Source organism: Winogradskyella sp., from assembly GCF_028282165.1.
Taxonomy (GTDB): domain Bacteria; phylum Bacteroidota; class Bacteroidia; order Flavobacteriales; family Flavobacteriaceae; genus Winogradskyella.
Window position 1 is genome coordinate 14,273 of sequence record NZ_JANQIM010000036.1, and the last position, 24,415, is coordinate 38,687.

General features: G+C 36.1%; 20 protein-coding genes and 4 tRNA genes. 14 read left to right on the forward strand and 10 right to left on the reverse strand.

Annotated elements, in window-relative coordinates; translation table 11 throughout:
* The first annotated feature begins 35 nt into the window (after positions 1-35).
* The 3 genes from tsaD to Q0972_RS14805 all read left to right on the forward strand — a co-directional run bounded on the left by tsaD (position 36) and on the right by Q0972_RS14805 (position 2,495).
* Entirely contained in the window at positions 36-1,058 is a 1,023-nt protein-coding gene (gene tsaD, locus Q0972_RS14795) for a tRNA (adenosine(37)-N6)-threonylcarbamoyltransferase complex transferase subunit TsaD (RefSeq protein ID WP_299366996.1), read from the forward strand.
* Positions 1,059-1,161: 103 nt separating this feature from the next.
* Complete coding sequence (locus Q0972_RS14800) at positions 1,162-1,791, forward strand: peptidylprolyl isomerase (RefSeq protein ID WP_299366999.1); 630 nt, start codon at positions 1,162-1,164, stop codon at positions 1,789-1,791.
* Complete coding sequence (locus tag Q0972_RS14805; RefSeq protein ID WP_299367002.1) at positions 1,791-2,495, forward strand: 16S rRNA (uracil(1498)-N(3))-methyltransferase; 705 nt, start codon at positions 1,791-1,793, stop codon at positions 2,493-2,495. Before Q0972_RS14800 ends, Q0972_RS14805 begins: the two co-directional genes overlap by 1 nt.
* Positions 2,496-2,645: 150 nt before the next feature.
* Here the strand turns inward: Q0972_RS14805 and Q0972_RS14810 are convergent, their stop codons facing one another.
* Positions 2,646-3,371 (reverse strand): thioredoxin family protein, encoded by a 726-nt coding sequence (locus Q0972_RS14810; protein WP_299367005.1) that lies wholly within the window; start codon positions 3,369-3,371, stop codon positions 2,646-2,648.
* Between the two features lie 25 nt (positions 3,372-3,396).
* On the opposite strand from Q0972_RS14810, the gene Q0972_RS14815 reads away from it, so the two are divergent.
* The 4 genes from Q0972_RS14815 to Q0972_RS14830 all read left to right on the forward strand — a co-directional run bounded on the left by Q0972_RS14815 (position 3,397) and on the right by Q0972_RS14830 (position 6,964).
* Positions 3,397-4,068, forward strand: a complete 672-nt coding sequence (locus Q0972_RS14815; protein ID WP_299367008.1) for a DUF4159 domain-containing protein — start codon at positions 3,397-3,399, stop codon at positions 4,066-4,068.
* A gap of 66 nt (positions 4,069-4,134) precedes the next feature.
* On the forward strand, positions 4,135-4,635 hold the full coding sequence (locus Q0972_RS14820; protein WP_299367011.1) for a TrmH family RNA methyltransferase: 501 nt from the start codon (positions 4,135-4,137) through the stop codon (positions 4,633-4,635).
* Between the two features lie 54 nt (positions 4,636-4,689).
* Positions 4,690-5,778 (forward strand): AI-2E family transporter, encoded by a 1,089-nt coding sequence (locus Q0972_RS14825; protein WP_299367014.1) that lies wholly within the window; start codon positions 4,690-4,692, stop codon positions 5,776-5,778.
* A gap of 7 nt (positions 5,779-5,785) precedes the next feature.
* Positions 5,786-6,964: an RsmD family RNA methyltransferase gene (locus Q0972_RS14830; RefSeq protein ID WP_299367016.1), complete on the forward strand. Its 1,179-nt coding sequence runs from the start codon at positions 5,786-5,788 to the stop codon at positions 6,962-6,964.
* On the opposite strand, the gene Q0972_RS14835 is transcribed toward Q0972_RS14830, so the two are convergent.
* The 6 genes from Q0972_RS14835 to Q0972_RS14860 form a co-directional block, all read right to left on the reverse strand.
* The gene (locus Q0972_RS14835) at positions 6,954-7,370 is read right to left on the reverse strand and encodes a hypothetical protein (RefSeq protein ID WP_299367019.1); all 417 of its coding nucleotides are present in this window, start codon (positions 7,368-7,370) and stop codon (positions 6,954-6,956) included. The genes Q0972_RS14830 and Q0972_RS14835 overlap by 11 nt on opposite strands.
* Before the next feature lie 116 nt (positions 7,371-7,486).
* Positions 7,487-8,239, reverse strand: a complete 753-nt coding sequence (gene pdeM / locus Q0972_RS14840; RefSeq protein ID WP_299367022.1) for a ligase-associated DNA damage response endonuclease PdeM — start codon at positions 8,237-8,239, stop codon at positions 7,487-7,489.
* Positions 8,240-8,389: 150 nt separating this feature from the next.
* A complete protein-coding gene (locus Q0972_RS14845; protein WP_299367025.1) occupies positions 8,390-8,668 on the reverse strand; it encodes a GIY-YIG nuclease family protein in 279 nt (92 codons plus the stop codon).
* A gap of 138 nt (positions 8,669-8,806) precedes the next feature.
* The gene (locus Q0972_RS14850) at positions 8,807-11,260 is read right to left on the reverse strand and encodes a ligase-associated DNA damage response DEXH box helicase (protein ID WP_299367028.1); all 2,454 of its coding nucleotides are present in this window, start codon (positions 11,258-11,260) and stop codon (positions 8,807-8,809) included.
* Positions 11,257-12,846 (reverse strand): ATP-dependent DNA ligase, encoded by a 1,590-nt coding sequence (locus Q0972_RS14855; RefSeq protein ID WP_299367031.1) that lies wholly within the window; start codon positions 12,844-12,846, stop codon positions 11,257-11,259. Before Q0972_RS14855 ends, Q0972_RS14850 begins: the two co-directional genes overlap by 4 nt.
* Positions 12,843-13,883, reverse strand: coding sequence for a ligase-associated DNA damage response exonuclease (locus Q0972_RS14860; protein ID WP_299367034.1), 1,041 nt, complete (start codon positions 13,881-13,883; stop codon positions 12,843-12,845). The genes Q0972_RS14855 and Q0972_RS14860 overlap by 4 nt, the downstream gene beginning before the upstream one ends.
* A 193-nt stretch (positions 13,884-14,076) precedes the next feature.
* Between Q0972_RS14860 and Q0972_RS14865 the strand changes: the two genes are divergently transcribed.
* The 5 genes from Q0972_RS14865 (at position 14,077) to Q0972_RS14885 (ending at position 16,209) form a co-directional block, all read left to right on the forward strand.
* Positions 14,077-14,160, forward strand: a tRNA-Ser gene (locus Q0972_RS14865).
* 210 nt (positions 14,161-14,370) lie between these two features.
* Positions 14,371-14,445: transfer RNA gene (locus tag Q0972_RS14870), tRNA-Pro, on the forward strand.
* A 148-nt stretch (positions 14,446-14,593) separates the two neighbouring features.
* A tRNA-Arg gene (locus Q0972_RS14875) sits at positions 14,594-14,667 on the forward strand.
* A 282-nt stretch (positions 14,668-14,949) separates the two neighbouring features.
* Positions 14,950-15,933 carry a peptidoglycan recognition family protein gene (locus tag Q0972_RS14880; protein ID WP_299367037.1) on the forward strand — a complete coding sequence of 328 codons (984 nt, stop codon included), beginning with the start codon at positions 14,950-14,952 and terminating at the stop codon, positions 15,931-15,933.
* A 202-nt stretch (positions 15,934-16,135) separates the two neighbouring features.
* Positions 16,136-16,209 (forward strand) — tRNA-Pro (locus tag Q0972_RS14885).
* A 134-nt stretch (positions 16,210-16,343) separates the two neighbouring features.
* Here the strand turns inward: Q0972_RS14885 and Q0972_RS14890 are convergent.
* Positions 16,344-18,395, reverse strand: coding sequence for an HDIG domain-containing metalloprotein (locus Q0972_RS14890; RefSeq protein ID WP_299367040.1), 2,052 nt, complete (start codon positions 18,393-18,395; stop codon positions 16,344-16,346).
* A 201-nt stretch (positions 18,396-18,596) separates the two neighbouring features.
* Between Q0972_RS14890 and Q0972_RS14895 the strand changes: the two genes are divergently transcribed.
* Together Q0972_RS14895 and Q0972_RS14900 are read left to right on the forward strand one after the other, a co-directional pair.
* Positions 18,597-19,775: an acetyl-CoA C-acyltransferase gene (locus Q0972_RS14895; protein ID WP_299367042.1), complete on the forward strand. Its 1,179-nt coding sequence runs from the start codon at positions 18,597-18,599 to the stop codon at positions 19,773-19,775.
* A 9-nt stretch (positions 19,776-19,784) separates the two neighbouring features.
* Positions 19,785-20,534, forward strand: a complete 750-nt coding sequence (locus Q0972_RS14900) for a C40 family peptidase (RefSeq protein ID WP_299367045.1) — start codon at positions 19,785-19,787, stop codon at positions 20,532-20,534.
* A 53-nt stretch (positions 20,535-20,587) separates the two neighbouring features.
* Here Q0972_RS14900 and Q0972_RS14905 read toward each other — a convergent pair whose 3' ends face one another.
* Positions 20,588-21,880 carry a tetratricopeptide repeat protein gene (locus tag Q0972_RS14905; RefSeq protein ID WP_299367048.1) on the reverse strand — a complete coding sequence of 431 codons (1,293 nt, stop codon included), beginning with the start codon at positions 21,878-21,880 and terminating at the stop codon, positions 20,588-20,590.
* Positions 21,881-21,909: 29 nt separating this feature from the next.
* Positions 21,910-24,415, reverse strand: a 2,506-nt coding sequence (gene gyrA, locus Q0972_RS14910; RefSeq protein ID WP_299367051.1) for a DNA gyrase subunit A, incomplete at its 5' end; no start/stop codon positions are given.

Sequence of the window (24,415 nt, forward strand, 5' to 3'; positions counted from 1 at the left end):
GGTAAAATTAACAATTATTGTGCCTAATATCGCCTATGAAAAAAGAAAATGTATACATCCTAGGTATTGAATCTTCTTGTGATGACACTTCGGCTGCTGTATTATGTAACGACAAAATTTTGAGCAATGTTGTTGCTGACCAAAAAATACATGCAGAATATGGTGGTGTTGTCCCAGAATTAGCCTCTAGAGCACACCAGCAGAACATAGTTCCTGTGGTGCATCAGGCTTTAGGAAAAGCAAGGATAACCAAAGACCAATTGAGCGCAATTGCCTTTACCCGAGGCCCTGGCCTTATGGGTTCCTTACTTGTTGGCACATCGTTTGCAAAGTCCTTAGCTTTTGGATTAAATATTCCTTTAATCGATGTTAACCATATGCAAGCGCATATCCTTGCACATTTTATAGATGAAGAATATCACAGCAAACCGCCATTTCCTTTTTTAGCAATGACCATTTCTGGCGGACACACCCAAATTGTGAAAGTTTCTAACTACTTTGATATGGAGGTCTTGGGCGAAACCATTGATGATGCTGTAGGCGAAGCTTATGACAAAAGCGGAAAAGTCTTAGGTTTGGGTTATCCTGCTGGTCCAGAAATTGACAAACGCTCACAACTAGGTAACCCAAAAGCGTATCCCTTCACCAAGCCCAAAGTAGATGGTCTCGATTTTAGTTTCTCTGGGCTAAAAACGGGAATCCTTTATTTTGTGCAACGCCAAACTAAAGCCAACCCCAATTTTGTCAAAGAAAACTTAAATGACATCTGTGCTTCCATACAGTACACTATCATTGGTATTCTCATGGATAAGCTAAAACTTGCCGTAAAGCAAACAGGAATAAAGCACATTGCTATTGGTGGCGGTGTGTCGGCAAATTCTGGTATTCGAAAAGCCTTAAAGGAAGCCGAAAAGAAATATGGTTGGACCACTTACATTCCAAAATTTGAGTATACCACAGATAATGCGGCCATGATTGCCATTGTGGGCTATTTAAAATATCTGGATCAGGATTTTTCGGATTTTGATGTCATGGCAACGGCTAGGTTAAAGATTTGAAAATTGTTAAAACATCTGTTGATAAGCTTAAGCCAATTGTTCTAATTCCTTTTTAAAATTTAGTTGATTTGTATAACCCAAATCCAACTAAATTAAACACACAATGAAACAACTTTTAGCACTACTCTTATTTTTCCCATTACTAGTCTTTTCACAAAATTCATTAGAACAAGAACTAGATTCCATAAACTCAATAGAAGACGCCAAAACTTTCGCCAAAATACACAAAAAAGTTAATAAGAGTAAGCTCCTCACCTTTAACAAAGAAAAGCACAAAACTAGATTGGCCGATGAGCTTTTCAAATTATCTAAAGGTGGAAAAAAAGTGGTGAAAAGCAACCAGAAGAAAACCTACTATAAAGTTATAGACAAGGAAAAAATCGTGCATTACAGAGCCAGCTATATTTACTTTGATGGCAGTAAAATGACATTAGATGAAATTAATAACAAACGTTCTAAAATCATTTCGCAATACAAACAAGGCTATAAATTTGAAGCATTGGCGCAGCTACATTCCATGGACTCTGGTGCAAAACGCGGAGGAGACTTAGGTTGGTTTCCCCAAGGGCAAATGCATCCTGATTTTGAAAATGCTATAAAAACCCATAGTATAAATGACATTTTTACTTTAGATATAGAAGAAGGCAAATGGTATTACATTATTCTAAAAACATATGATGCCAAACCTATCGAAGAAATCACGGTGTTGAAGTACACAGAAGTCACTAAATAATGCAGCTATTCTATAATCCTAATATTTCTGAGGACACCAATACCTTCAACTTTGACAAAGACGAAAGTCGACATATTGTAAAGGTGCTCCGGAAAAAAATTGGCGACACCATTCATATCACAAACGGAAACGGTTGGTTATTCGAAGCTGAATTGACCATAGCCAACATAAAACATTGCGCTGTTACTATCATTTCTAGAGCGTTACAGCCAAAGCGAACCTATAACTTACACCTTGCGGTTGCACCCACTAAAATGAACGATCGCTACGAATGGTTTTTGGAAAAAGCTACCGAAATAGGCATTGACGAGATTACACCTATCATTTGCGACAACAGTGAACGTAAAGTGGTGAAATTGGAACGCTTTGAAAAAATTATTCAATCAGCTATGAAACAATCCTTACAATGCTATTTACCTAAACTCAATCAGACCATATCATTTAAAGATTTTGCAAATCAAGATATATCTGGGCAGAAGTTTATAGCGCATTGTGAAGAGACTGAAAAAAAGTCTCTAAAGTCACAACTAAAAACCAGTAAAGATTGTTTAATAATGATTGGTCCTGAAGGTGATTTTAGTCCGAACGAAATTTCAATTGCCCTCGAAAAAGATTTTATTCCCGTGACATTAGGTCATACACGCTTAAGAACTGAAACTGCAGCTATTGCAGCTTGCCATTCTGTGGCATTTATAAACGAATAGTTCTCAATACAATTTTTTCTTTCTTTGGTCAGAAAAAATCACTTGAGCAGACCATAAACTGTACGACAAATGTCATATCGAATGTTTTTCTGAAGCATGAGGAAAAATGTATCGAGGTGCAATAAAAAAATAAAGTAAGTAAGGGGTTGATTATAGCACTTTTTGACTTGCTCCTGTAATATCTAGAGCATTATTTTCAATCACTACTATTAATGATAAATCGTCCGTAGACTTAACTATTTCTGGAACTAAAATAGAACCGTTTCCTGATTTAGTCTCTAGTTTTAAACGTAATTCATTGACTACAATATTGGTATTAATGAGTTCGCGATTTCTGTTCTCACCACGTTTTACATATGTCTTCCTTTCATTAATCACCAAAATGGTACGTATATAGGTATCTTCAATACTTCCTTCAACATAATAGTCAAAGTTCACTGCATCTTCAGATTTTGAAACATTAGACAACAAAACACCATTAGCGTTAACTTTCTTAGCGTATTTAGTAATCTTTTGATTTAAAAGTCGATGATCGGAGCCTACAATATGTTCCTGTCCATTAATAACCAATTGTGGCGTGTAGATGGTACTGCTATTAAATTTTGTACCGTAAGTACGTTGTCTGTTGGTATACTCAGATTTACTAAAGGGATCTTTCCAACCGATATAATTCCAATAATCGACATGGTAGGAAAACGCAATAATATTGTCGCTCTTCACCTCATTTAATAATCGGTCTGCGGGCGGACAACTAGAACAACCTTGGGACGTAAATAATTCAAGCACTATAATGTTATTGGAAAGCGCTGGTTTGTGGGTGAATGATGAAAAAATAAATACCGGAATTATAAATAATGTTAACAGAATAGACTTCATAGGATTTCTTTTTTACATTTGAAATATGAAGCTTAAGTCGAAAAAAACAAAGCCACTTACACTACTCTTAGGAATTGTGATGAGTTTAACAAGTATTCAGCTTGTTGCCCAAGATGTTGCTGTATTGAGATACAAAGGCGGTGGAGATTGGTATAGCAATCCAACAGCATTACCTAATTTGATAAGATATTGCAATGACCATATTGATACTAATATCAATGAGAATATCCAAACAGTTGAAGTAGGAAGCACCGATATTTTTCAATTTCCATTGTTGCATATGACAGGTCATGGTAATGTGTTTTTTAGCGATGACGATGCCGAAAATTTGAGAAACTATCTTATTTCTGGCGGTTTTCTTCATATCGATGATAACTACGGTATGGAGCCATACGTTACTGAAGAGCTCAAAAAGGTATTTCCAAATAACACATTGAAAGAAATACCAAAAGACCATGAAATATTCAATTCGGCATATAACTTTCCTAACGGATTACCAAAAATTCATGAGCACGATGGTAAAGCGCCTCAGGCTTTCGGTATTTTTCATGAAAACAGGCTGGTACTACTATTTACGTTTGAAAGTGATTTAGGCGACGGCTGGGAAGATCAGGAAGTACATAATGATCCTGAGGAAGTACGCGAAAAAGCCCTGAAAATGGGAGCCAATATTGTGAAATACGCCTTCACTAATTGACGATTGTAGATTTACGATTTTAGAATTATTCAATCGTGAATCATAATTCAAAAATCGAAAATCATCTTGCAACTCGCCCACTACAATTCCAACTTTAAAAAACAAAAGCATCCTATTACTCTGGTTGGTGATCACATTAGTAATGCGCCTAATGTTGGGAGCTTATTTCGCATTGCAGATGCCTTTAATATTGAAGAAATCGTGTTTTGCGGAGACGATATACCTATCGGGAAACGCATGACCAAAACGTCGCGCTCAACAGAAAAATATGTGAACTACAGAATTGAAGAGGATATCAATGAAGTCATCAACCAACTTAAAACTACGCACTTCATCATGGCTTTAGAGATTACCGAAAACAGTATCGATTTGAATCAATTTGAATTGGATACCAATCGACCAATCGTACTAATCATTGGCGACGAAAACTTTGGTGTTTCAGAATCTGTTTTGGAAGAATGTGATGCTGTAGTTCACATTAATATGTACGGTAACAATAGCAGCATGAATGTGGTACAAGCCACTAGCATTGCCTTGTATGAAATTACCAACCAGCTTAATTCTTAAAAATTTGCCTTACTGTTTCGATAGTTATCGGAATTTTTTCAGCATATTTGGGTTATGAATTCAAAAATCATCGCCAATGGTATTTTAAGAGCCTTGGGTATTCTGGCAGCCATAGCCTTGGTGCTATTCTTTCTATATAAAATTCAATCGGTCATTATTTATATAGCAGTAGCTGCTGTAATTTCATTGATAGGGAGACCTATAATACTGTTCTTAAGGCGCAAGCTTAAGTTTAATAATACAGTAGCAGTGGTTGTAACAATGGTTTTGTTGGTAGGCGTATTGTTGGGCTTAATCGGCATGTTTATTCCACTTATTGCCGATCAAGGAAAAAACCTTGCCTTGTTGGATTTTCAACAGTTAGAAACCAATATTGATAATCTTTACCAGCAAATCATTGCCTATTTTGAATTCAGCAATATCGATGTTGAGCAATCCATTAAAGATTCTAACCTGTTATCGAAATTGGATTTTTCGCTTATCCCAAACTTTTTTAATGGGCTAGTAAGTGGTTTAGGTAGTTTTAGTATAGGGCTATTCTCGGTCTTGTTCATTTCATTTTTCTTTTTAAAGGATAGTCAGTTGTTCGAAAATGGTATTATGATGTTTGTTCCCAAAGGCAATGAAGCGCGCTCAAAGCGTTCGTGGAATAAAATCAAGGATCTATTATCACGCTATTTTGTTGGACTTATATTCCAAATCTTAATTCTTTTTGTTATTTATACCGTCGTTTTGCTCATCTTTGGAATAGACAATGCGCTTGTTATTGCTTTTTTATGTGCGTTACTCAACCTTGTTCCTTATATCGGTCCTTTGGTCAGTGGTTTTTTAATGCTGTTACTGAGTATGTCCAGTAATTTGGGAGAAAGTTTTAGCGAGGTAATTTTGCCTAAAACGACTTATGTGATGATAGGTTTTGTATTTGCTCAATTGGTCGATAATTTTTTCAGTCAGCCTTTTATCTTTTCAAAAAGCGTTAAATCCCATCCTTTAGAAATCTTCTTAGTAATTATCATCGCAGGTATTTTGTTTGGTATTGTGGGTATGATTGTCGCTGTCCCTGCTTACACAGCCATAAAAGTTATTTTGAAGGAGTTTTTATCGGAATATAAAATCGTTAGTAAACTCACAAAGGGCTTGTAGTTTTAGTTTGAACAAAGCTATTTTAAATATTGAAATACAGGAATTTATAAACTTCAATCTTAATTCTGATACTTTAAGCTTATTATTAAAAGGGATTCCATTTCAGGATATTGATGCCAAATTGATTGTTGAACAAATCGAAGCCAAAAAGCGATGCCAAAAAAAGTTACCTACTTGGTTTAGTGCTTATAATATCTATTACCCTAACAAGCTTAATATTGAGCAAGCATCTTCAGAAATTACAGCTGAATATAAAGCCCGTTTAGTATCTGGAAAATCATTAATCGATCTCACTGGTGGGTTTGGTGTGGATAGTTTTTATTTTTCAAAAATTGTTAAAAATGTAATGTATTGTGAGATAAACAATGAACTTTCAGAAATTGTGCAGCATAATTATGAAGCATTAGGTGTTTCAAACATTGCTTGTGTGAAGGAAAGTGGTATAGACACACTAAAACGAATTGATGAACCATTCGATTGGGTATACATCGATCCTTCGCGACGAGATGACACCAAGAAAAAGGTGTTTTTGCTTTCAGATTGTACGCCAAACGTAAAAACCTTTCAAGGTTTGTTTTTAAAGTATTCCAAAAATGTAATGATCAAAACCTCACCACTACTTGATATTAAAGCAACTTTGAACGACTTAAAATTTGCGAAGGAACTGCATATCATAGCAGTAAATAATGAAGTTAAGGAGTTACTATGGATATTAGAGCGAGATTATGAGGCCGAATTCATCATTAAGACTGTAAACATTTCTAAATCAAAGCATCAAACTTTTCAATTTCAACTTAGTGAAGAAGCCAACACTATAGTTGAATATTCAAAGCCTCTCACTTATTTGTACGAACCCAATTCGGCGATTTTAAAGGCTGGTGCCTTTAACTCTACTGGAAACTCTTTAGGCATTAGTAAGCTTCACAAACATTCCCATTTATATACGTCAGAAAAGCTAATAGATTTTCCGGGAAGACATTTTAAGATAGAAAAAGTCATCCCTTTTAACAAAAAGGAATTTTCTAGAGAAGGTATTTCCAAAGCAAATATCGCCACTCGCAATTTCCCAATATCTGTAAACGATATCAGAAAAAAGCTAAAAATCAAAGATGGTGGCAGTATTTATCTCTTCTTTACCACAGACATCGACAATTCAAGAATTATACTGTTGTGCACTAAAGTATAATTGGTATATAAGATACGATCTCGTTATTGGCATCGATCTCAATCTCGTAGGCCATACAAGTATCCATCTGTAATACAACCTTATCGTCACTGACCATAGTTTGATTACTGTTGAGAGAGAACAATACTTCACCTTGTTCAAAATTGGCCCAAGATGTAGTTGTGCTAGCCGGAATATTTGGAATATCGACTAAGACGTTACCTTGATCGTCAATAACTTTAAAATCGAAAGTTACAGTGCCATTATTAATAACCCTTGTAATCGGATCTTGGTCAAAACAAGGCTCATTTAATGGAGAATCAGTAACTTCTGGTGAACTGTCATCGTTTAATGTCGAATCGGATGTGCAGCCAGATAGCATTAACATAAGACACGCGATATGTGCCTGTTTAAGTAGGTTTTTCATCGGTTAATAGTTTTGTTGATGTAGTACTAGCCTACAACAATCAATTTGGGACTCCAAACATATAAAACTAAATTTAATTATCGATAAAAAGTATTGAATATTCGACGAAATACACTTTAACTGAATTTAAAAATAGCGGATTCTGTAAACGCATAAGAGATGGCATCTTCAGGGCTATCGTGCGTATTTAAACCCGTAAACAGGCTAAAAGCAGGTAAAATCAGTTGTTTAGATGTCACTTGATAGCACGGTAATCTTAACTTCTGCTTCCCCTTTCCCTTAATAAGTACCCCTGGATGTATATGTCCAGAAATAGTGAATAAATCGTCTCTTATTTCTGAATGTTCATGAATTAAGGTAAATGGCTCTAAAACTAGCTCAGATACAACGGTCAAGTCTAAATCGTTCATTAATCTTTTAGACTGTCTGTCGTGGTTACCTTTAATCAAAACCAAGTTTAAATCTTTAAATTGCTTCAACCAAGTTTTAAATGTCGCCATATCGCTATTAGTTTCTGCATGAAACAGATCGCCCACTATTAATAGTTTTTTTACTTCAAAATGAATGATTAATCCTTTTAAACGCTCTAAGTCCTTTTGAAGAATGTTGTCTGGCATTGGTATACCATGTCTGCGAAAATGAGCAGTTTTACCAATATGAAGATCCGACAGTATTAAGGTATTCTCACGTTCCCAATACAATGCTCTTTGGTTAGTTAGAATAAGACGTTCGCCCTCTAGAGAAATATGTTCTTTTACTATTTTCAAAACTGATGTTAAATTCGTCAATTCGAGTGATTTTTCGAAATCAAAAATGAGAAAAATAGTATCGAGAATAGAATTTCCGATAGTTCTCAAAGCATTTTCCATGTCATTGCGAGTGCAACGAAGCAATCTAGTCTAATCCATATGAGATTACTTCGGCTTTTAGCCTCGTAATGACAAAGTAGATACCATTTCGATTACTTTGCTTTTCTTTACTGACATTTGCGCTGTCATTGCGAATGTAATGAAGCAATCTCACCATAAATCATCCCAATTAGCATTTTCCTTTTCTATTAATGCTATTTTCTTTGCTCTACTACCTGCTTTAATTTGTTTTTCTCTTGCAATTGCTTCACCAATCATCTGATACATCTCGACATAAACGAGCTTATACAATTTATATCTTGAAGTGAACGACTTAGGATTTAAATCAGTCCTGTGTTGCTTAAGTCTCCGTTCAAGGTTTGAAGTCACACCAACATAAAGTGTCGTATTATTCTTGTTAGCTAGAATATAAACATAACCAGGTTTCATTGAACCAAAATACAATTTTTGAGATTACTTCGGTCATACTTCCCTCGTAATGACATTTTCCCTGTCATTGCGAACATAGCGAAGCAATCTAGTCTAACCCACGTGAGATTACTTCGGCTTTAAGCCTCGTAATGACGATTAATCAATTTTAAAAGCTTGTTCTTTAATACGTTGAATACGCTTATCAAGATTTTCATTGCTCATCGTCCCTCTTAGACTATCTACCTTTAACGGAAAACTCAATGGTGTAAAGGACTTGGCTCGCTTTACTATAATCTTGCTTTTGGAAATGCGTTCAAATGCTTGTTGTAATCTCGCTTCTTCTAGCTGTTGATTAAAGACCTCTGTATAAGCCTGTCTTAGCAATAAATTATCCGGCTCATAGTCTTCTAAAACTCTAAAAATAAGACCAGAAGACGATTGTAGGCTCTTATTATTTTTGCGAGTGCCCGGTTGCGATTGCACCACTAAACCTGCAATTACGGCAATATCCCTAAACTTACGCGATGCCATTTCAGAGGCATTAATACTAGCAATGACATCGTCCATAAGATTTGACTTACTTAGTAATTGCCTAACATTATCTTGGTCAACAGGAATGGGTTGATCACTCAACAATTCAAACCCATAATCATTCATCGCTATGGTAAAGGTAATAGACGTCATTTTACTTATCCTATAGGCTATTAATGCAGAAAAAACTTCGTGTACCAATCGGCCTTCAAACGGATACATAAACAAATGATAACCATCTTTAGTCTCTATGAGCTCTACCAAAAACTCATCATCTTTTGGAATATGCGAATGCTGCTCTTGTCGACTTATCAATGGGTTTAAAAAACGTAGTTCTTTTTCCAGTCGGCCAGGTTGTAAAGCTTCAGACAATTTTAATCGTAAATAATGGCTAAGATGTGATGTCAACGGTAAACGTCCACCCAGCCAACTCGGTGATACCGCTTTCTTTGCTTTACTGCGTCGTACTAAAACAGTCATATCTTTTATTTGAACCAATTCCAGTATGCGTCCGGCTAGAATAAAACTATCGCCTGGTTTCAATTTAGAAATGAAAAATTCTTCAATCATTCCTACATAACCGCCAGAAACGTACTTGACCATGACATTAACTTCACTCACTATGGCACCAATATTCATACGGTGCAACATACTGATTCGCCTACTTTTCACTCGATAATTCCCATCCGCTTCCAATACAACTTTATGGAATTCCTCATAAGAATTAAGTGTTTTACCCCCTTTAGTAATAAAATGCATGCACCATTTCCAATCCTCTTCAGTTAAATAATGAAACGCATGTACTTGTCGAATTCGCTGAAACAAAGCATTTGAATCAAATCCTTCACCAACAGCTAAAGTCACCATAAACTGTACTAAGACATCAAAGGTTAGCACCATAGGGTCACGAGGTTCGACCTGCTTATTTTTAATCGCTTCTTTTAACGCGGATACCTCAATTAGTTCTAAAGAATGCGTAGGTACAAAATATATCTTTGAACGCTCAAATGGTGAATGGCCACTTCTACCAGCACGTTGTATGAAGCGTGCGACACCTTTAACGGAACCAATCTGAATAACGCAATCCACTGGTTTAAAATCCACACCTAAATCTAGAGATGACGTGCATACCACAGCTTTTAAGTATCCTGATGCTATATGATCTTCAATCCAATTACGGAGCTTTTTATCAATGGATCCATGGTGAATGGCTAATAGCCCAGCCAAATCTGGCTGTACACTGAGTAATAATTGATACCATAATTCTGCCTGGCCTCTTGTATTCGTAAAGATTAGGGTTGTTGTATTTGAGTCGATTATTGGCAAAATTTTATCTGCCATCTTAGCTCCCAAATGTCCCGCCCAAGGTAAAATTTCTATCTCATCTGGTAAAACTGAAATGATATCCAATTTCTTTTTTTGCTTAGCCGTAACCTGTGTTACTTTTAAATCACTGTAAGGCAGTAAAACAGACTTGGCTTCTTCCAAATTGCCTATAGTTGCCGTAATTCCCCAGATTTGAAGTTTTGGTGCGTAAAAACGTAACTGCGATAAGGCCAACTCTGCTAATACTCCGCGTTTATTCCCTATTAATTCGTGCCACTCATCAATGGCAACACATTGTACTCTCCTAAACCATCTAGAGTTCTTTTTTTGTGAAAACAACAAATGCATGGTTTCGGGTGTTGTTAGCAGTATATCTGGCATTAATCGTTCTTGCTTACGTCGTATTGCAGTTGGTGTATCACCATTTCTTACTTGAACGGACCAATCTAAACCTATATCCTCAACAGCTTCTGACATAGCTTTAGCCAAGTCTTTGGCTAAAGATCTTAGTGGACTTATCCATAATAATTTTAGGCCTTTTTGATACCGTTCTGGATGATTGAGATAATCAATAACCACCGCTAAAAAAACGGAAAATGTCTTACCAAATCCTGTGGGTGCTATAACTATGCCCGAATAGCCATTAGCATAACGTTGCCATGTCTGTAGTTGAAATGGAAACGGTGCATGGCCTTTTTCTGCCATCCAATTATTTATAATACGTAAGCCTTCGCTGTCTCTAAATTGACTCAAGGTGCTGTGATTAGTTGTTTAACGGTTTCGATGGTATCAATGTCATCAACTGGCTTATCTTTTCGCCACCTGGCAATTCGTGGAAATCGCAAAGCCACACCAGATTTATGCCGATTACTTAAAGCAATCCCTTCAAAAGCAATTTCAAAAACTAATTCTGGCTTTACGGTTCTTACAGGTCCAAACTTTTCAATGGCATTTTTATTTACCCATTGCGTAATTTCGGTAATTTCTTTATCTGTCAATCCAGAATATGCCTTAGCTACTGTAACTAAAGCATCATCTTTTTTAACCGCAAAGGTATAATCGGTATATTTTGAACTACGTCTACCACTCCCCTTTTGTGCATAGATCATAACCGCGTCTATTGTCAACGGATCTACTTTCCATTTCCACCAATCTCCTTTTTTTCGACCTGTATGATAAGGTGAGTTCTTTTGTTTTAACATTAATCCTTCACTATTAATGGCTCTTGAATTATTTCGAATAGCATTTAAATCATCCCATCTTTGAAACGCTACTACAAAAGACAGCTTTATATAGTCTGGTAAAAACATAGAGTTAAAAATCGTTTCTAGTGCTTGCCTACGTTCAATAAAAGGTGTCTTCCTAATGTCCTCTCCATTAAATTCTAATATATCGTATGCATAGAAACCAATGGGTACTTCCTCTAAAAGTTTCTTAGTCACATTCTTGCGATTCAGCCTTTTTTGCAAATCATTAAATAGCAGCACATCATTGTCTTTCATGGCCAAAATTTCACCATCAATGACAAAATCATCCTTTAGATTACTAATGGCTTCTACGAGTTCTGGAAACTGTTGTGTCACTAATTCTTCTCCACGAGACCAAATATAAATTTCATTATTTCGCTTTACAATTTGCCCTCTAATGCCGTCCCATTTTTGTTCTACAATCCAATCTTGCGGTTCGCCTAAATCGTGTAAGTCTTTTTCCAAAGCGTAGGCCAAACAAAATGGATAGGGTTTTGAATTATCATAATTAATATGCTTACCATTTATAAGTGCTTCAAAAGACATATCTTCCACACTCCAATTACCGATAATACTGTGCATTAATTGATTTGTATCTATCCCTGAAAATTTTGCTAAGGCATTGACCAAGGTTTTCTTTGAAACGCCAATTCTAAAGCTTCCTCCAATAAGCTTATTAAAAATAAGTCGCTCTTGCTGATCTAAACCCGACCAAGCCCCTAGAACAAAAGCTTTTTTAGCTTCGTCTGACTTGGGTTTTAAAGCTTTTAGCTCTGTCATCCATTCATGAAGGCTTAAATCTAACTTATGAGTTGGTGCAGGTAGCAATAATGCCATAGTTTCTCCCAAATCGCCAACTGTACTATAACTCTCTAGAAACAACCACTCCGGTAGTTCTGTAAGCTCCATACACCAAACCTTCATTAATGTCGTTTTAATAGGTCTAGAAGGTCGTTTTCCTGTAAACAAAGCAATCAACCAAAGTTTATCCTTGTCTGGTGCAATGCTGAAATAATTCACCAAAGCCTCAATTTTAGCATTGGTTTTATTGGTGATTTCCAAAGCACTAATAAGGTTTGAAAACAATTTCATTTTACATTGGCTTTATCTGTTTCAACTTCCGCAGTGGTTAATACCCCATCTCCATATTCTGTTACTAGTTCATCGGCTTTAATTCCTATTTCATTCAAATACTTTGAGAATACAGCCTGATAGCCATGCGTAACATATACTTGCTCTGCACCTGAAGACTTTACGGCTTCTATTAAACCATTCCAATCGGCATGATCGCTTACTGCAAAACCAGCATCTACAGATTGCCAACGTCGATTACCGCGTATTTGCATCCAACCTGAACAAATCGCGGTAGCTGGGTTTGGTAATCTTTTTAACATCCGTGAATCCAAAAGGGCTGGTGGTGCAATAATCACTTTGTCTTGAAGCACTTTTTTATCTAAGTCAGCCGACCAAAGTTTGGTTTTTGGCAGTTTGAATCCAGAATCTAATATTGCTTGATTTAAATTATGAATAGATCGATGTACATAAATATCATCATCCACACCTTCCAATAACGATAATAAACGTTGTGCTTTTCCTAGTGAATAACCCAAAAATACCGAAGAGCGATGATTTGATTTATTAGTATCTACCCAAGAGTGTAGTTCGTTTTGTAATACTTTTTCTGATTTCCAGTTGTAAATCGGAAGACCAAATGTACTTTCGGTAATGAATGTATGGCACTTAATAGATTCAAAAGGTGTGGTAATAAAATCGGGCTGGGTTTTATAATCACCTGTAAATACTACAATGTAGCCCTTATACTCTAATCGTATTTGGGCCGACCCTATAACATGTCCTGCAGGATGAAAACTAACTCTAACACCATTTATGACTAAGGCCTCACCATAACCTATGCCTTGAATTTTTATGTCTTGTCCAAGGCGATGTTTTAAAATGGGTAATGAATCATTAGTACATAGGTAACGCTTCATTCCCCAGCGGGCATGGTCAGCGTGCCCATGAGAAATAATCGCATAGTCAACTGGTTGCCAAGGATCTAGATGAAAGTCTCCTTGAGGACAATAGATGCCTTTTTTTGTAAATTTAATGAGTTGGTTTTCTTTCGACATAGCCTAACGAAGCTATTGAAAATGTTAAAACTTAAGTAGTAAAATTACGTTAAAGTTTCTATTTGGTTCTAGGAACTAAAGCCATGATAAAATTATCTTACTCATATTAAAAAATTTGTTCAATTTTTTGCGTTCTTTAATATGTTGCGTTACATTTGCATCCGCAATTTTAAGAAACGATCTTATAATTACTGGAGAGGTGCCAGAGTGGTAATGGAGCAGATTGCTAATCTGTCAACGCGTAAGTGTTGCCCGGGTTCGAATCCCGGTCTCTCCGCCTTCGTTCATAGATGCTTTAGCATGAATGGACAAAACTGTAAATGAGTTTCGGCAGATAAAATCCGCCGAAGATTTTCGGGGTGTAGCCCTTCGACTCCACTAGGTGTCGCTCAGGATAGACTCCGCCCGGTTCCCGGACTACTCACATTGGGTTTGTCGTTTTGGAATCTGAAACTTGAAATAATGATTTTACAGCACAAGCTGTTTTCGGGGTGTAGCGTAGCCCGGTTATCGCGCCGCGTTTGGGACGCGGAGGTCGCAGGTTCGAATCCTGCCACCCCGACAAATAAAAGCGTCATGTTTTTGTTGAAAGCTTGCTTTCTTAAGAAAACGACAAGCTTTTAATAAATTAAAGCTTTGCTTTAATTTGCAACAACACATTCTCAGGATCAATGAAATTAATCCTGTAAAATGGGTATAAAACTCGGTCCGGTCGCGTAGCTCAGCTGGATAGAGCATCTGCCTTCTAAGCAGACGGTCACAGGTTCGAATCCTGTCGCGATCACATTAAGCCATTTCTTTACAGAGATGGTTTTTTTGTTTCTACTAAATTTATTATTCTCTTACATAGAATTTAAGATCATCATTGGTTCCATTTTTATAATTCTTGCCTCATTTAATTCTTAAAAATTACCAAAACCCCAATTATTGAGATTTTTTTTGCTAACTTTAAACATCTCCTAGACTAATCAAATCATTTTATAATTTTTTTATTCAAGATTCTTAAAATATAGTCGAACCTTCAAGTCTTGTTTTAAGTCGGTTATTATTAAATAAATTAAGCCTTATGGAAAAAAAATTCGGTTTTTACAAAATGAACGTAAGCGAATTCGAAGATTACTTTTTAGACACTAAAGTGGCGCGTACTGTATTAACAATACAAGAGCATCACACTTGGAGACCATCGTATTCAGTTTTTGACGGTCAAAACCATTTTGAGTTGCAAAGAAACATGAGAGACTATCATGTAAACCACAACGGTTGGAGTGATATTGGTCAACATATCAGCATTTTTCCCGATGGTGAAATTGTTACAGGACGATCATTTGAAAGATCACCGGCTTGTATTTTTGGTCAAAACTCCAATGCATTTTGTATTGAGAATATCGGAAATTTTGATGCTGGAGGAGATATTATGCATCCAGAACAAAGCGATAGTATTATTAGAGTCACAGCCATATTGTGTAAAAAATTTGACTTACCGATTAACACAAAAAGCATCGTTTATCATCATTGGTTCAATTTAAGCACCGGTAAGAGGAACAATGGTAGTGGCGGAAACAAGAGTTGCCCTGGCACTCAATTTTTTGGAGGAAACAAGGTGAGCGATTGCGAGGCTAACTTTTTGCCTGAAGTCCGCAATATCTATAACAATCTAGTCGATATTTCACCAAATACACCAATCTTGAAATACGTATCTGTTAGTTCTGCAAAGTTGAATGTTAGAAAAGGGCCTCATTATACTCAGCCCATAGCTAGAAGTCCATTATCTCGTGGTGTGGTAGTTAGGGTATTTAACATTTCAGATAATGGATGGCTCAAAATTTCGAGCAAAGAAGCACATTGGATATCTGGCAAGTACAACTCTGAGGTAAAAAAAGTTGAAGTAAAGTCAAATAACGTTGTTTCCAGATTAGGTCCGGGACAAGAGTTTCAGAACTCTAATACCTATTTAAAAGGCGAAGAGTTATTTGTACACGAGTTAGACGGTGTTTGGTATCGTGTTAATATGACAACGGATTGGATTAGATCGACAGATTTAAGTTTTTAATTGACTAAATATTTTTTCATTTTCCAATTTTTTATGTCAAAAATATATTAATTTTGAACATGAAAATGTCATGCTCCTCTATTGTTTCACCAATAAATACGGGGAAGCTTGAGAATCAGATGAATAAAGGTATTCGCGATTAAGATTTAGCTCTTGTCGCAATCAAAAAAGCCTTACTTGATATAGTGGGGCTTTATTATTTCGGGATGTAGCGCAGCCTGGTAGCGTACTAGCATGGGGTGCTAGGGGTCGCTGGTTCAAATCCAGTCATCCCGACTAAATAAAAGCTTCGGTTTTTGCTGAAAGTTTGCTTTCATAAAAAACTGAGGCTTTTGTTTCAAATAAAGTCAAGCGTTACTTGCAATAAGGGTTTCATTGGATTCCGTAAATCCGCCAAAACTGAAGATTCATCACTCTGGATACTCGATTCTAAGGTGATAAATATTTGCCAGTTTGTGCTTAAGGACTTTTTTTATCGACTGAATTTCCTTAAACGTAATATTGGCATTGAGAAATTGTCCGTTATCCATCTGCTTATTAATGATATTTTCTACAAAGTCATTGATCTTTACAGTAGTTGGTTCTTTTAAGCTTTTAGAGGCTGCTTCTACACTATCGCACATCATTAAGATTGCTGTTTCTTTACTAAACGGTTTTGGCCCTGGGTATAAGAAATCCTTTATATCCGTGTCTTCATCAGTTGATTTTTCTTTCATGTAAAAGTAATAGACAGAGCTCGTTCCATGATGTGTTCTTATAAAATCAATAACACGATCTGGCAAGTTGTATTTTTTTGCGAGTTCAATTCCATTTAGAACATGGTCTATTATAATTTTTGCGCTTTCCTTATTAGAAAGTTCTTTATGAGGGTCTATACCGTTACTTTGATTTTCAGTAAAATATGTAGGATTGGCCATTTTACCAATATCATGATACAATGCGCCTACTCTTACCAGCATTGCATTAGCTCCAATTTCATTAGCTGATGCCTCTGCTAAGTTTGCTACATTTAAAGAATGATGAAATGTCCCAGGGGCTTCGTTTGAAAGCTGTTTTAAAAGTTTAGTATTTGTATCTGACAACTCTAACAACGACACATCCGAAACCAATCCAAATATCTTCTCATATATATATATCAATGGCTGAACAAATAGCGTTGCTAAACCGCAAAGTACAAACAGACCAAAGGTTTCCCATCTTAAACTTGTGATTTGCCCTTCGTGAATAACAAAAAATGCAAAGTATGCAATAATGTAGATCAACGTTATTTGTCCAACAGAAATGAAAAGATTGGCACGCTTATATAATTCCGATACAGTAAGGATAGTTACAATACCAGCAATGATCTGAAGAAACATATATTCATAGCTATTGGGTACAATAAATCCTAGCAACAAAACTGTTAATACATGTGCAAAAAGTCCCAGTCTAGCATCAAAAAACGCTTTCAAAACCAGAGGTAAAATACATAAAGGGACGACATATATGTATTGTGAGTTATAATTTATAACCAATGTGGTTAACAAAATCATTAGGGCAACATTAAAAAATATAAATGTCACTTTAGTATTATTCAAAAACACCTCAGACCTATATTTATGAAGAAACAAAAGCAACATCAAAAGTGTTAATGCTACCAGTAATGTATAGGCAAAAAGTACCCAATTGTAATTGGCCGTATTCCAAACTTGTGACTCATATTCAGATTTTAAGGAGTTTAAAATTTTATACTCTTCGTCTTCAACAACCTGTCCCTTGGAGATTATAAGTTGGTCTTGGTCAATACTTCCCCGTGTGAGTGATATTTGGGATAGTTCTTCCTCTAGTGCTTTTTTGGTTAGATTTTCATTGAGTGCTACATTTGGTCTTATAATATCAAAAAATAGAGACACCATTTTATTTCTATTGTCTAAAGAAATGGATGTTCCGAAATAGCTCTCCAAGTAAGGTCTTAATTGATTGATCTCAATTAAGTTTCCATATTCTAGGCGTTTTTCGATAGTATTAGAAGACACCAAAGCAATAGGCTTTTCTTCGGTATATGGATAATCCGTATCTAAAATACCATTAGTATACATTCTATCTATTAAGTCTTCACCTTTTTTATAAAGGATTGAATTTAAATTACTTAGAACTGTTGTGTCTTTAAAAACTTCTTCAAACTTTCTTGGATAATCAGATTTTATCTGCGAGTAAACTTCTAAATTCACATCGAAATAAACGGAAGCATTATTTTCTACTTCAAGTCTCTCCTTTTCTATTTCATCTTGAGACTTTTTAATAGCAAAATTAAATGGCGCATATAGGTTCTCGGATTGCCATGGTTTTCCTTTCTCGAAAGAATATCTGAACTTCCCTGTTTTCGGGAACAAGTAAACAATAAAAAGAGTGGTCAGCAAGAACAGCAATATCTTATAGACTAGAGCATGATTCTTATACCATTTATTTAGAAGTTCTTTCATCTGTTGGTTTTTATTGTTTTAAAGGCCAGATGGAATTCGCAAATTATTATTTTAGGTGTTATTAACACTATATTGCTGCTTATTTCATATAAAATCAAATGTAACAAATATTAAAATCTTTGATGGCTATAATCCCTAATACATTGAGAAATATCTTAAAAATTGATTAATTTCGCAGCAATTAATTTAAACAGAGACATAATGAACAAGGAAGTTGTTATCGTATCTGCCGTTAGAACACCGATAGGGAGTTTTTTAGGCAGTCTTTCTAGTGTTCCAGCACCAAGATTAGGTGCAGCGGCCATAAAAGGAGCCATGGACAAAATCAATTTAAAGCCAGAGCTGGTAGATGAAGTCTTAATGGGAAATGTTGTTCAGGCTGGTACAGGACAGGCACCTGCAAGACAAGCTGCTATTTATGCTGGGATTCCTGATAGCGTTCCTTGTACAACGGTTAACAAAGTTTGTGCCTCTGGTATGAAAGCTATTATGCAAGCTGCTCAAGCTATACAGCTAGGTGATGCAGAAATTATAGTGGCGGGCGGTATGGAAAACATGAGTGCTATTCCTCATTATTATCATGCGAGAAGTGCAACAAAATTTGGACCTGCTTCTCTTGAAGACGGTATGCAAAAAGACGGCTTGGTTGACGCTTACGATAAAAACGCAATGGGCGTTTGTGCCGATGCCTGTGCAGCAGAATATAATTTCAGTAGAGAGGACCAAGATGCGTTTGCCATACAATCCTATGAACGTTCTAAGGCAGCTTGGGATTCAGGGAAATTTGACGATGAAGTTATTCCTGTTGAAGTTCCTCAACGACGAGGCGATGCTATTGTAGTTGAAAAAGACCAAGAATACTCTAACGTGAAAATGGAAAAAATTCCTGCTTTACGTCCAGCTTTTACAAAAGATGGTACAGTAACTGCGGCTAATGCTTCAACAATTAATGACGGCGCAGCAGCAATGGTTCTTATGAGCAGGGAAAAGGCAGATGAATTAGATCTATCTCCAATTGCCATCATAAAAAGTTATGCTGATGCTGCGCAAGAACCTAAATGGTTCACAACAGCGCCCGCTAAAGCTTTACCTAAGGCATTAGCTAAAGCAAATGTGACTATAGAAGACATTGACTTTTTTGAATTTAACGAAGCTTTTTCTGTTGTTGGCTTGGCTAATATGAAATTATTGGGATTATCCGATACAAACGTAAATGTAAATGGTGGTGCAGTATCTTTAGGGCATCCACTGGGTTGTTCTGGTGCTAGAATTTTAGTAACACTCATTAATGTGTTACATCAGAATAATGCTAAACTAGGTGCTGCTGCCATTTGTAATGGTGGCGGAGGTGCTTCAGCAATGGTACTAGAACGCGCTTAAATTTGATATATGCAATACGGCATTTGCAATCTAGGGATTGTACCTATACGACTTGAGGCTTCCGACAAAAGTGAAATGGTTACCCAGGCCTTATACGGCGATTTTTTCAAGGTCTTGGAACAACGAAAAAAATGGAGTCGAATTCGTTTTGCATATGACAACTATGAAGGCTGGATTGACAATAAGCAATACCTTGAGATTAACGAATCCGAATACAATCAATTAGCAAATTCGGATGTTAAATTATCAAAGGATTTAGTTGAATACGTGTCTGATAAGTCCAATAGTCTGTATCCTATTCCTATAGGTTCTAATTTAAACGGTTTAGACTTATTGAAGCACACTTTTGATGGCAATGCCATAACCACAAAACACGAAAAGGCTAACATCATAAAAACTTCTTTTTTGTACTTAAATACGCCTTATTTATGGGGTGGAAAAACACCGTTTGGTATGGATTGCTCGGGCTTCACGCAAATGGTCTATAAGCTTAATGGCTACAAGCTTTTAAGAGATGCCTCAGAACAAGCTACTCAGGGTTTAGCTTTAAGCTTCATTGAAGAAAGCGAGCCTGGAGATCTGGCATTTTTTGATAATTCGGAGGGAAATATCATCCACGTAGGTATCATTATGGCTGACAATCACATTATCCATGCTCACGGAAAAGTTCGTATCGATCGCTTGGATCATAGTGGGATTTATAATACAGATCGTAATGTCCACACGCATAGATTAAGGGTTATTAAAAAAATTATATAAAAAAAATGCGACTTTTAAAGGTCGCATTTTAATTCTTACTTTTCTAAAGATGCCTAATTTCCACCACCAGACTTTATTTCTTTTATTTTAGCTCTCATAGCGTTAAACTTATCACCTTCATCCAAAGCACTATAAATATTAGCTAATTGGTTATAGATGTCTAAATTATCTGAACTTGGATTGTTTTCAACAAATTTTTCCAAAATAGCAGCTCCAGTTCTAAACAAATCGTTTTTCTGGGTTCTGAGTTCTTCATATTTTTTATTGTCCGCCGCACTGTTGCCCAAAGAGTTCATCTCATCATTCATGGCATTACCTTTATTCACTTCTATAAATGATAGATTTAGGGCTGCATTAGCATAATCTGGTTTCACTTGTAAAGCTTTTTCAAAAGCAGTTTTAGCTACGTCATACTGTTCTATTTCCATGGCAATAGCACCAACATTAAAATTTAAGTCAGGGTTTTCAGGATCTCTAAGAAGTGCTTCTTTAAATAGTTCAAAGGACTTATCATTATTTCCCATCTTAATATAAACTGAAGCTTCTGTTAGAATTAAGTTATCATCGTCTGGAAATTCATCTCTTGCGTCTTTTATCGCACCTAATGCTTTTTCATTTTCGCCATTTGCAACATAAATAAAAGCTATGTTCTTAACAATATCTGCACGTTTCGATTTTACCTGTTCATCTCTTGGATTGATGTGGGTTTTGATTGTTTTTACGGCAAAATCCCTATTGGTTTTTTCAGGAAAAGTCTCTTCGCCTCCAGTTTCTTTATTAGTGGCTATATAATTGGTTTTAATACCTGTAAATCCTAAATCTTTAAGCTTTATAAAATGCTTTAATGAGGTCTCATAATCATTATTCTGAGCAGCCAATAATGCAGCATTAAACAGATAAACAGTATCTTTTGGAGAAATCTTATATATATTCTCATAAGCCTTGGAAGCTACATCAAGATTTTTGTTGTTAAATGCTTCATTGGCTTTCTTTAAGAAAGAATTAAATATCTCTGTTTTCATTTCGTTGGCTTGCTCTGTATACCTTAGTTTCCCCATTGAAGATTCTAAAGTCTTCAATTCATCTAAAGTAGCGATTGCTTTGTCTACATCTGCATCTGAACCAGCTCCGCCAGCATAGAGTGACCTTGCCTTTAAAAAGTAAAACTTAGCTTTCATTTTGTCATCCATATTACCAATCAAAGCTTCTGCAGCAGCAACTGCTGATTTAGCATCAGCAAAATTTGAATTCTTAAGTGCTTTATCTATTGCCTTTATTTCATTTTTTTGTGCAAAAGATATAGTTGCTACAGTTAACGTTAGCACTAATGCAATTAATTTTTTCATCTTGTAATAATTAGTTTGTGTTGTTATTTTTAGTTTTCGGTTACATTATTATCAAGAGCCGTGCCATCTTCATTAGATTCTTGATTATCAGTTATTTTAATATCATCGTCATTTTCATCTTCATTATCATCTTTCATGACTTTGGCTACAGCTGCTATAGAATCGCTACCCTTAAGGTTAATTAATTTTACACCCTGTGTCGCTCTTCCCATTACTCGTAAATCTGCTACTTCCATGCGTATTGCAATTCCAGATTTATTGATGATCATTAAATCATCTTCATCGGTAACATTTTTTATGGATACTAAATTACCAGTTTTTTCTGTAATAGAAATAGTTTTTACTCCTTTTCCTCCTCTATTGGTTATTCTATAGTCTTCTAAACTAGAACGCTTTCCATAACCATTTTCTGAAACAACGAGTATATTGCTATCCATATCGTCTACGGCAATCATGCCAATTACTTCATCATGATCATTAGCTAAAGTAATACCCCTTACTCCTGAAGCATTTCTGCCCATGGGTCTAGTTTTGGCTTCTTCAAAACGAATGGCCTTACCAGACTTAAGGGCTAGCATAACCTGACTTTCCCCTGTAGTTAATTTTGCTTCTAACAAGGTATCGTCTTCCTTAATTGTTATTGCATTAATACCATTATTTCTTGGGCGAGAATATTGTTCTAATGACGTTTTCTTAACCTGACCTTTTTTCGTTGCCATTATGACATAATGACTGTTTATGTAGTCTTCATCTTTTAAATCTTGAGTACATATGAAGGCCATTACCTTATCATCTTGCTCAATATTGATTAGATTTTGAATAGCTCTACCTTTAGACGTTTTTGCTCCTTCTGGGATTTCATAAACACGCATCCAGAAACACTTCCCTTTTTGTGTAAAGAACAACATATATTGATGGTTAGTGCCCACAAACAAATGCTCTAAGAAATCTTCGTTACGCGTGGTTGACGCTTTTTGACCAACACCTCCTCTATTTTGGGTTTTATATTCTGTGAGAGAGGTTCTCTTAATATAGCCAGCATGAGAAATTGTAATGACCACTTTTTCATCTGGAATCATATCCTCAATACTTAAGTCACCGCCTGCATACTCAATATTAGAACGACGCTCGTCACCATACTTGTCTTTAATAACTTCTAATTCAGACTTAATGATATTCATTCGACGCTCTTTTTTATCTAAAATATCCTTTAAATCTTCGATAGTTTTTATAAGCTCATCGTATTCTGCACGTAATTTATCTTGTTCAAGACCCGTCAATTGACGCAAGCGCATTTCCACGATTGCTCTAGCCTGAATTTCAGTCAGTTCAAAACGTTCAATCAATTTATTTCTCGCTTCTTCCGCATTTGCCGAAGCTCTAATAAGTGCAATAACTTCATCGATATTATCTGAGGCTATAATTAAACCTTCCAGAATATGGGCACGTTCTTCTGCCTTTCGCAATTCATATTGTGTACGTCTTACAACAACATCGTGTCTATGCTCAACAAAATAATGAATAAGATCCTTCAGATTTAAAAGCTGCGGACGTCCTTCAACAAGTGCAATATTATTTACACTAAACGACGATTGTAATGCAGTGTATTTATAAAGCTTGTTTAGTACAATATTAGGGATGGCATCGCGCTTTAAAACATAGACTATTCGCATTCCCTTTCTATCAGACTCGTCTCTGATAGTTGAAATACCTTCAAGTTTTTTATCGTTTACCAAGTCAGCGGTTTTCTTTATCATGTCCGCCTTATTAACTTGATATGGAATCTCATTAACGATAATGCATTCTCTACCATTTACTTCCTCTATAGTCGCTTTTCCTCGCATCACAATTCGTCCGCGACCAGTATGAAAAGCTTCTTTAACACCATCATAACCATATATGGTCCCTCCCGTAGGAAAATCTGGAGCTTTAATATGCTGCATTAATTCATCAACTTCAATGTTATCATCATTAATATATGCAATAGTACCATTAACAACTTCAGTGAGGTTATGAGGCGGCATGTTGGTTGCCATACCAACCGCAATACCAGAAGCGCCATTAACTAATAAACCTGGAATACGCGTCGGTAAAACGGTAGGTTCTTCGAGTGTATCATCAAAATTTAGTTTATGATCTACTGTTTCCTTGTCAATGTCTGCCAACATTTCCTCAGAAATCTTCTGCATTCTTGCCTCAGTATAACGCATTGCAGCAGGACTGTCACCATCAACTGAACCAAAATTACCTTGCCCATCAATTAACAGGTATCGCAAACTCCATTCTTGAGCCATACGTACCATTGTGTCATAAACTGAAGTGTCACCATGTGGATGATACTTACCCAATACCTCACCAACTATTCTTGCGGATTTTTTATGTGCTGTGTTTGCTCTAACTCCCAGTTCGTGCATTCCGTAAAGCACTCTTCTGTGAACAGGTTTTAAACCATCTCTTACATCTGGTAAAGCACGTGACACAATGACCGACATTGAATAATCAATGTAAGCTGATTTCATTTCATCTTCAATGTTA

Excerpts from the sequence above, each read along its gene's own strand:
- tsaD (WP_299366996.1), top strand. The coding sequence starts at position 36 with ATGAAAAAAGAAAATGTATACATCCTAGGTATTGAATCTTCTTGTGAT.
- Q0972_RS14800 (WP_299366999.1), top strand. The coding sequence starts at position 1,162 with ATGAAACAACTTTTAGCACTACTCTTATTTTTCCCATTACTAGTCTTT.
- Q0972_RS14805 (WP_299367002.1), top strand. The coding sequence starts at position 1,791 with ATGCAGCTATTCTATAATCCTAATATTTCTGAGGACACCAATACCTTC.
- Q0972_RS14810 (WP_299367005.1), bottom strand. The coding sequence starts at position 3,371 with ATGAAGTCTATTCTGTTAACATTATTTATAATTCCGGTATTTATTTTT.
- Q0972_RS14815 (WP_299367008.1), top strand. The coding sequence starts at position 3,397 with ATGAAGCTTAAGTCGAAAAAAACAAAGCCACTTACACTACTCTTAGGA.
- Q0972_RS14825 (WP_299367014.1), top strand. The coding sequence starts at position 4,690 with ATGAATTCAAAAATCATCGCCAATGGTATTTTAAGAGCCTTGGGTATT.
- Q0972_RS14835 (WP_299367019.1), bottom strand. The coding sequence starts at position 7,370 with ATGAAAAACCTACTTAAACAGGCACATATCGCGTGTCTTATGTTAATG.
- pdeM (WP_299367022.1), bottom strand. The coding sequence starts at position 8,239 with ATGGAAAATGCTTTGAGAACTATCGGAAATTCTATTCTCGATACTATT.
- Q0972_RS14845 (WP_299367025.1), bottom strand. The coding sequence starts at position 8,668 with ATGAAACCTGGTTATGTTTATATTCTAGCTAACAAGAATAATACGACA.
- Q0972_RS14855 (WP_299367031.1), bottom strand. The coding sequence starts at position 12,846 with ATGAAATTGTTTTCAAACCTTATTAGTGCTTTGGAAATCACCAATAAA.
- Q0972_RS14860 (WP_299367034.1), bottom strand. The coding sequence starts at position 13,883 with ATGTCGAAAGAAAACCAACTCATTAAATTTACAAAAAAAGGCATCTAT.
- Q0972_RS14880 (WP_299367037.1), top strand. The coding sequence starts at position 14,950 with ATGGAAAAAAAATTCGGTTTTTACAAAATGAACGTAAGCGAATTCGAA.
- Q0972_RS14890 (WP_299367040.1), bottom strand. The coding sequence starts at position 18,395 with ATGAAAGAACTTCTAAATAAATGGTATAAGAATCATGCTCTAGTCTAT.
- Q0972_RS14895 (WP_299367042.1), top strand. The coding sequence starts at position 18,597 with ATGAACAAGGAAGTTGTTATCGTATCTGCCGTTAGAACACCGATAGGG.
- Q0972_RS14900 (WP_299367045.1), top strand. The coding sequence starts at position 19,785 with ATGCAATACGGCATTTGCAATCTAGGGATTGTACCTATACGACTTGAG.
- Q0972_RS14905 (WP_299367048.1), bottom strand. The coding sequence starts at position 21,880 with ATGAAAAAATTAATTGCATTAGTGCTAACGTTAACTGTAGCAACTATA.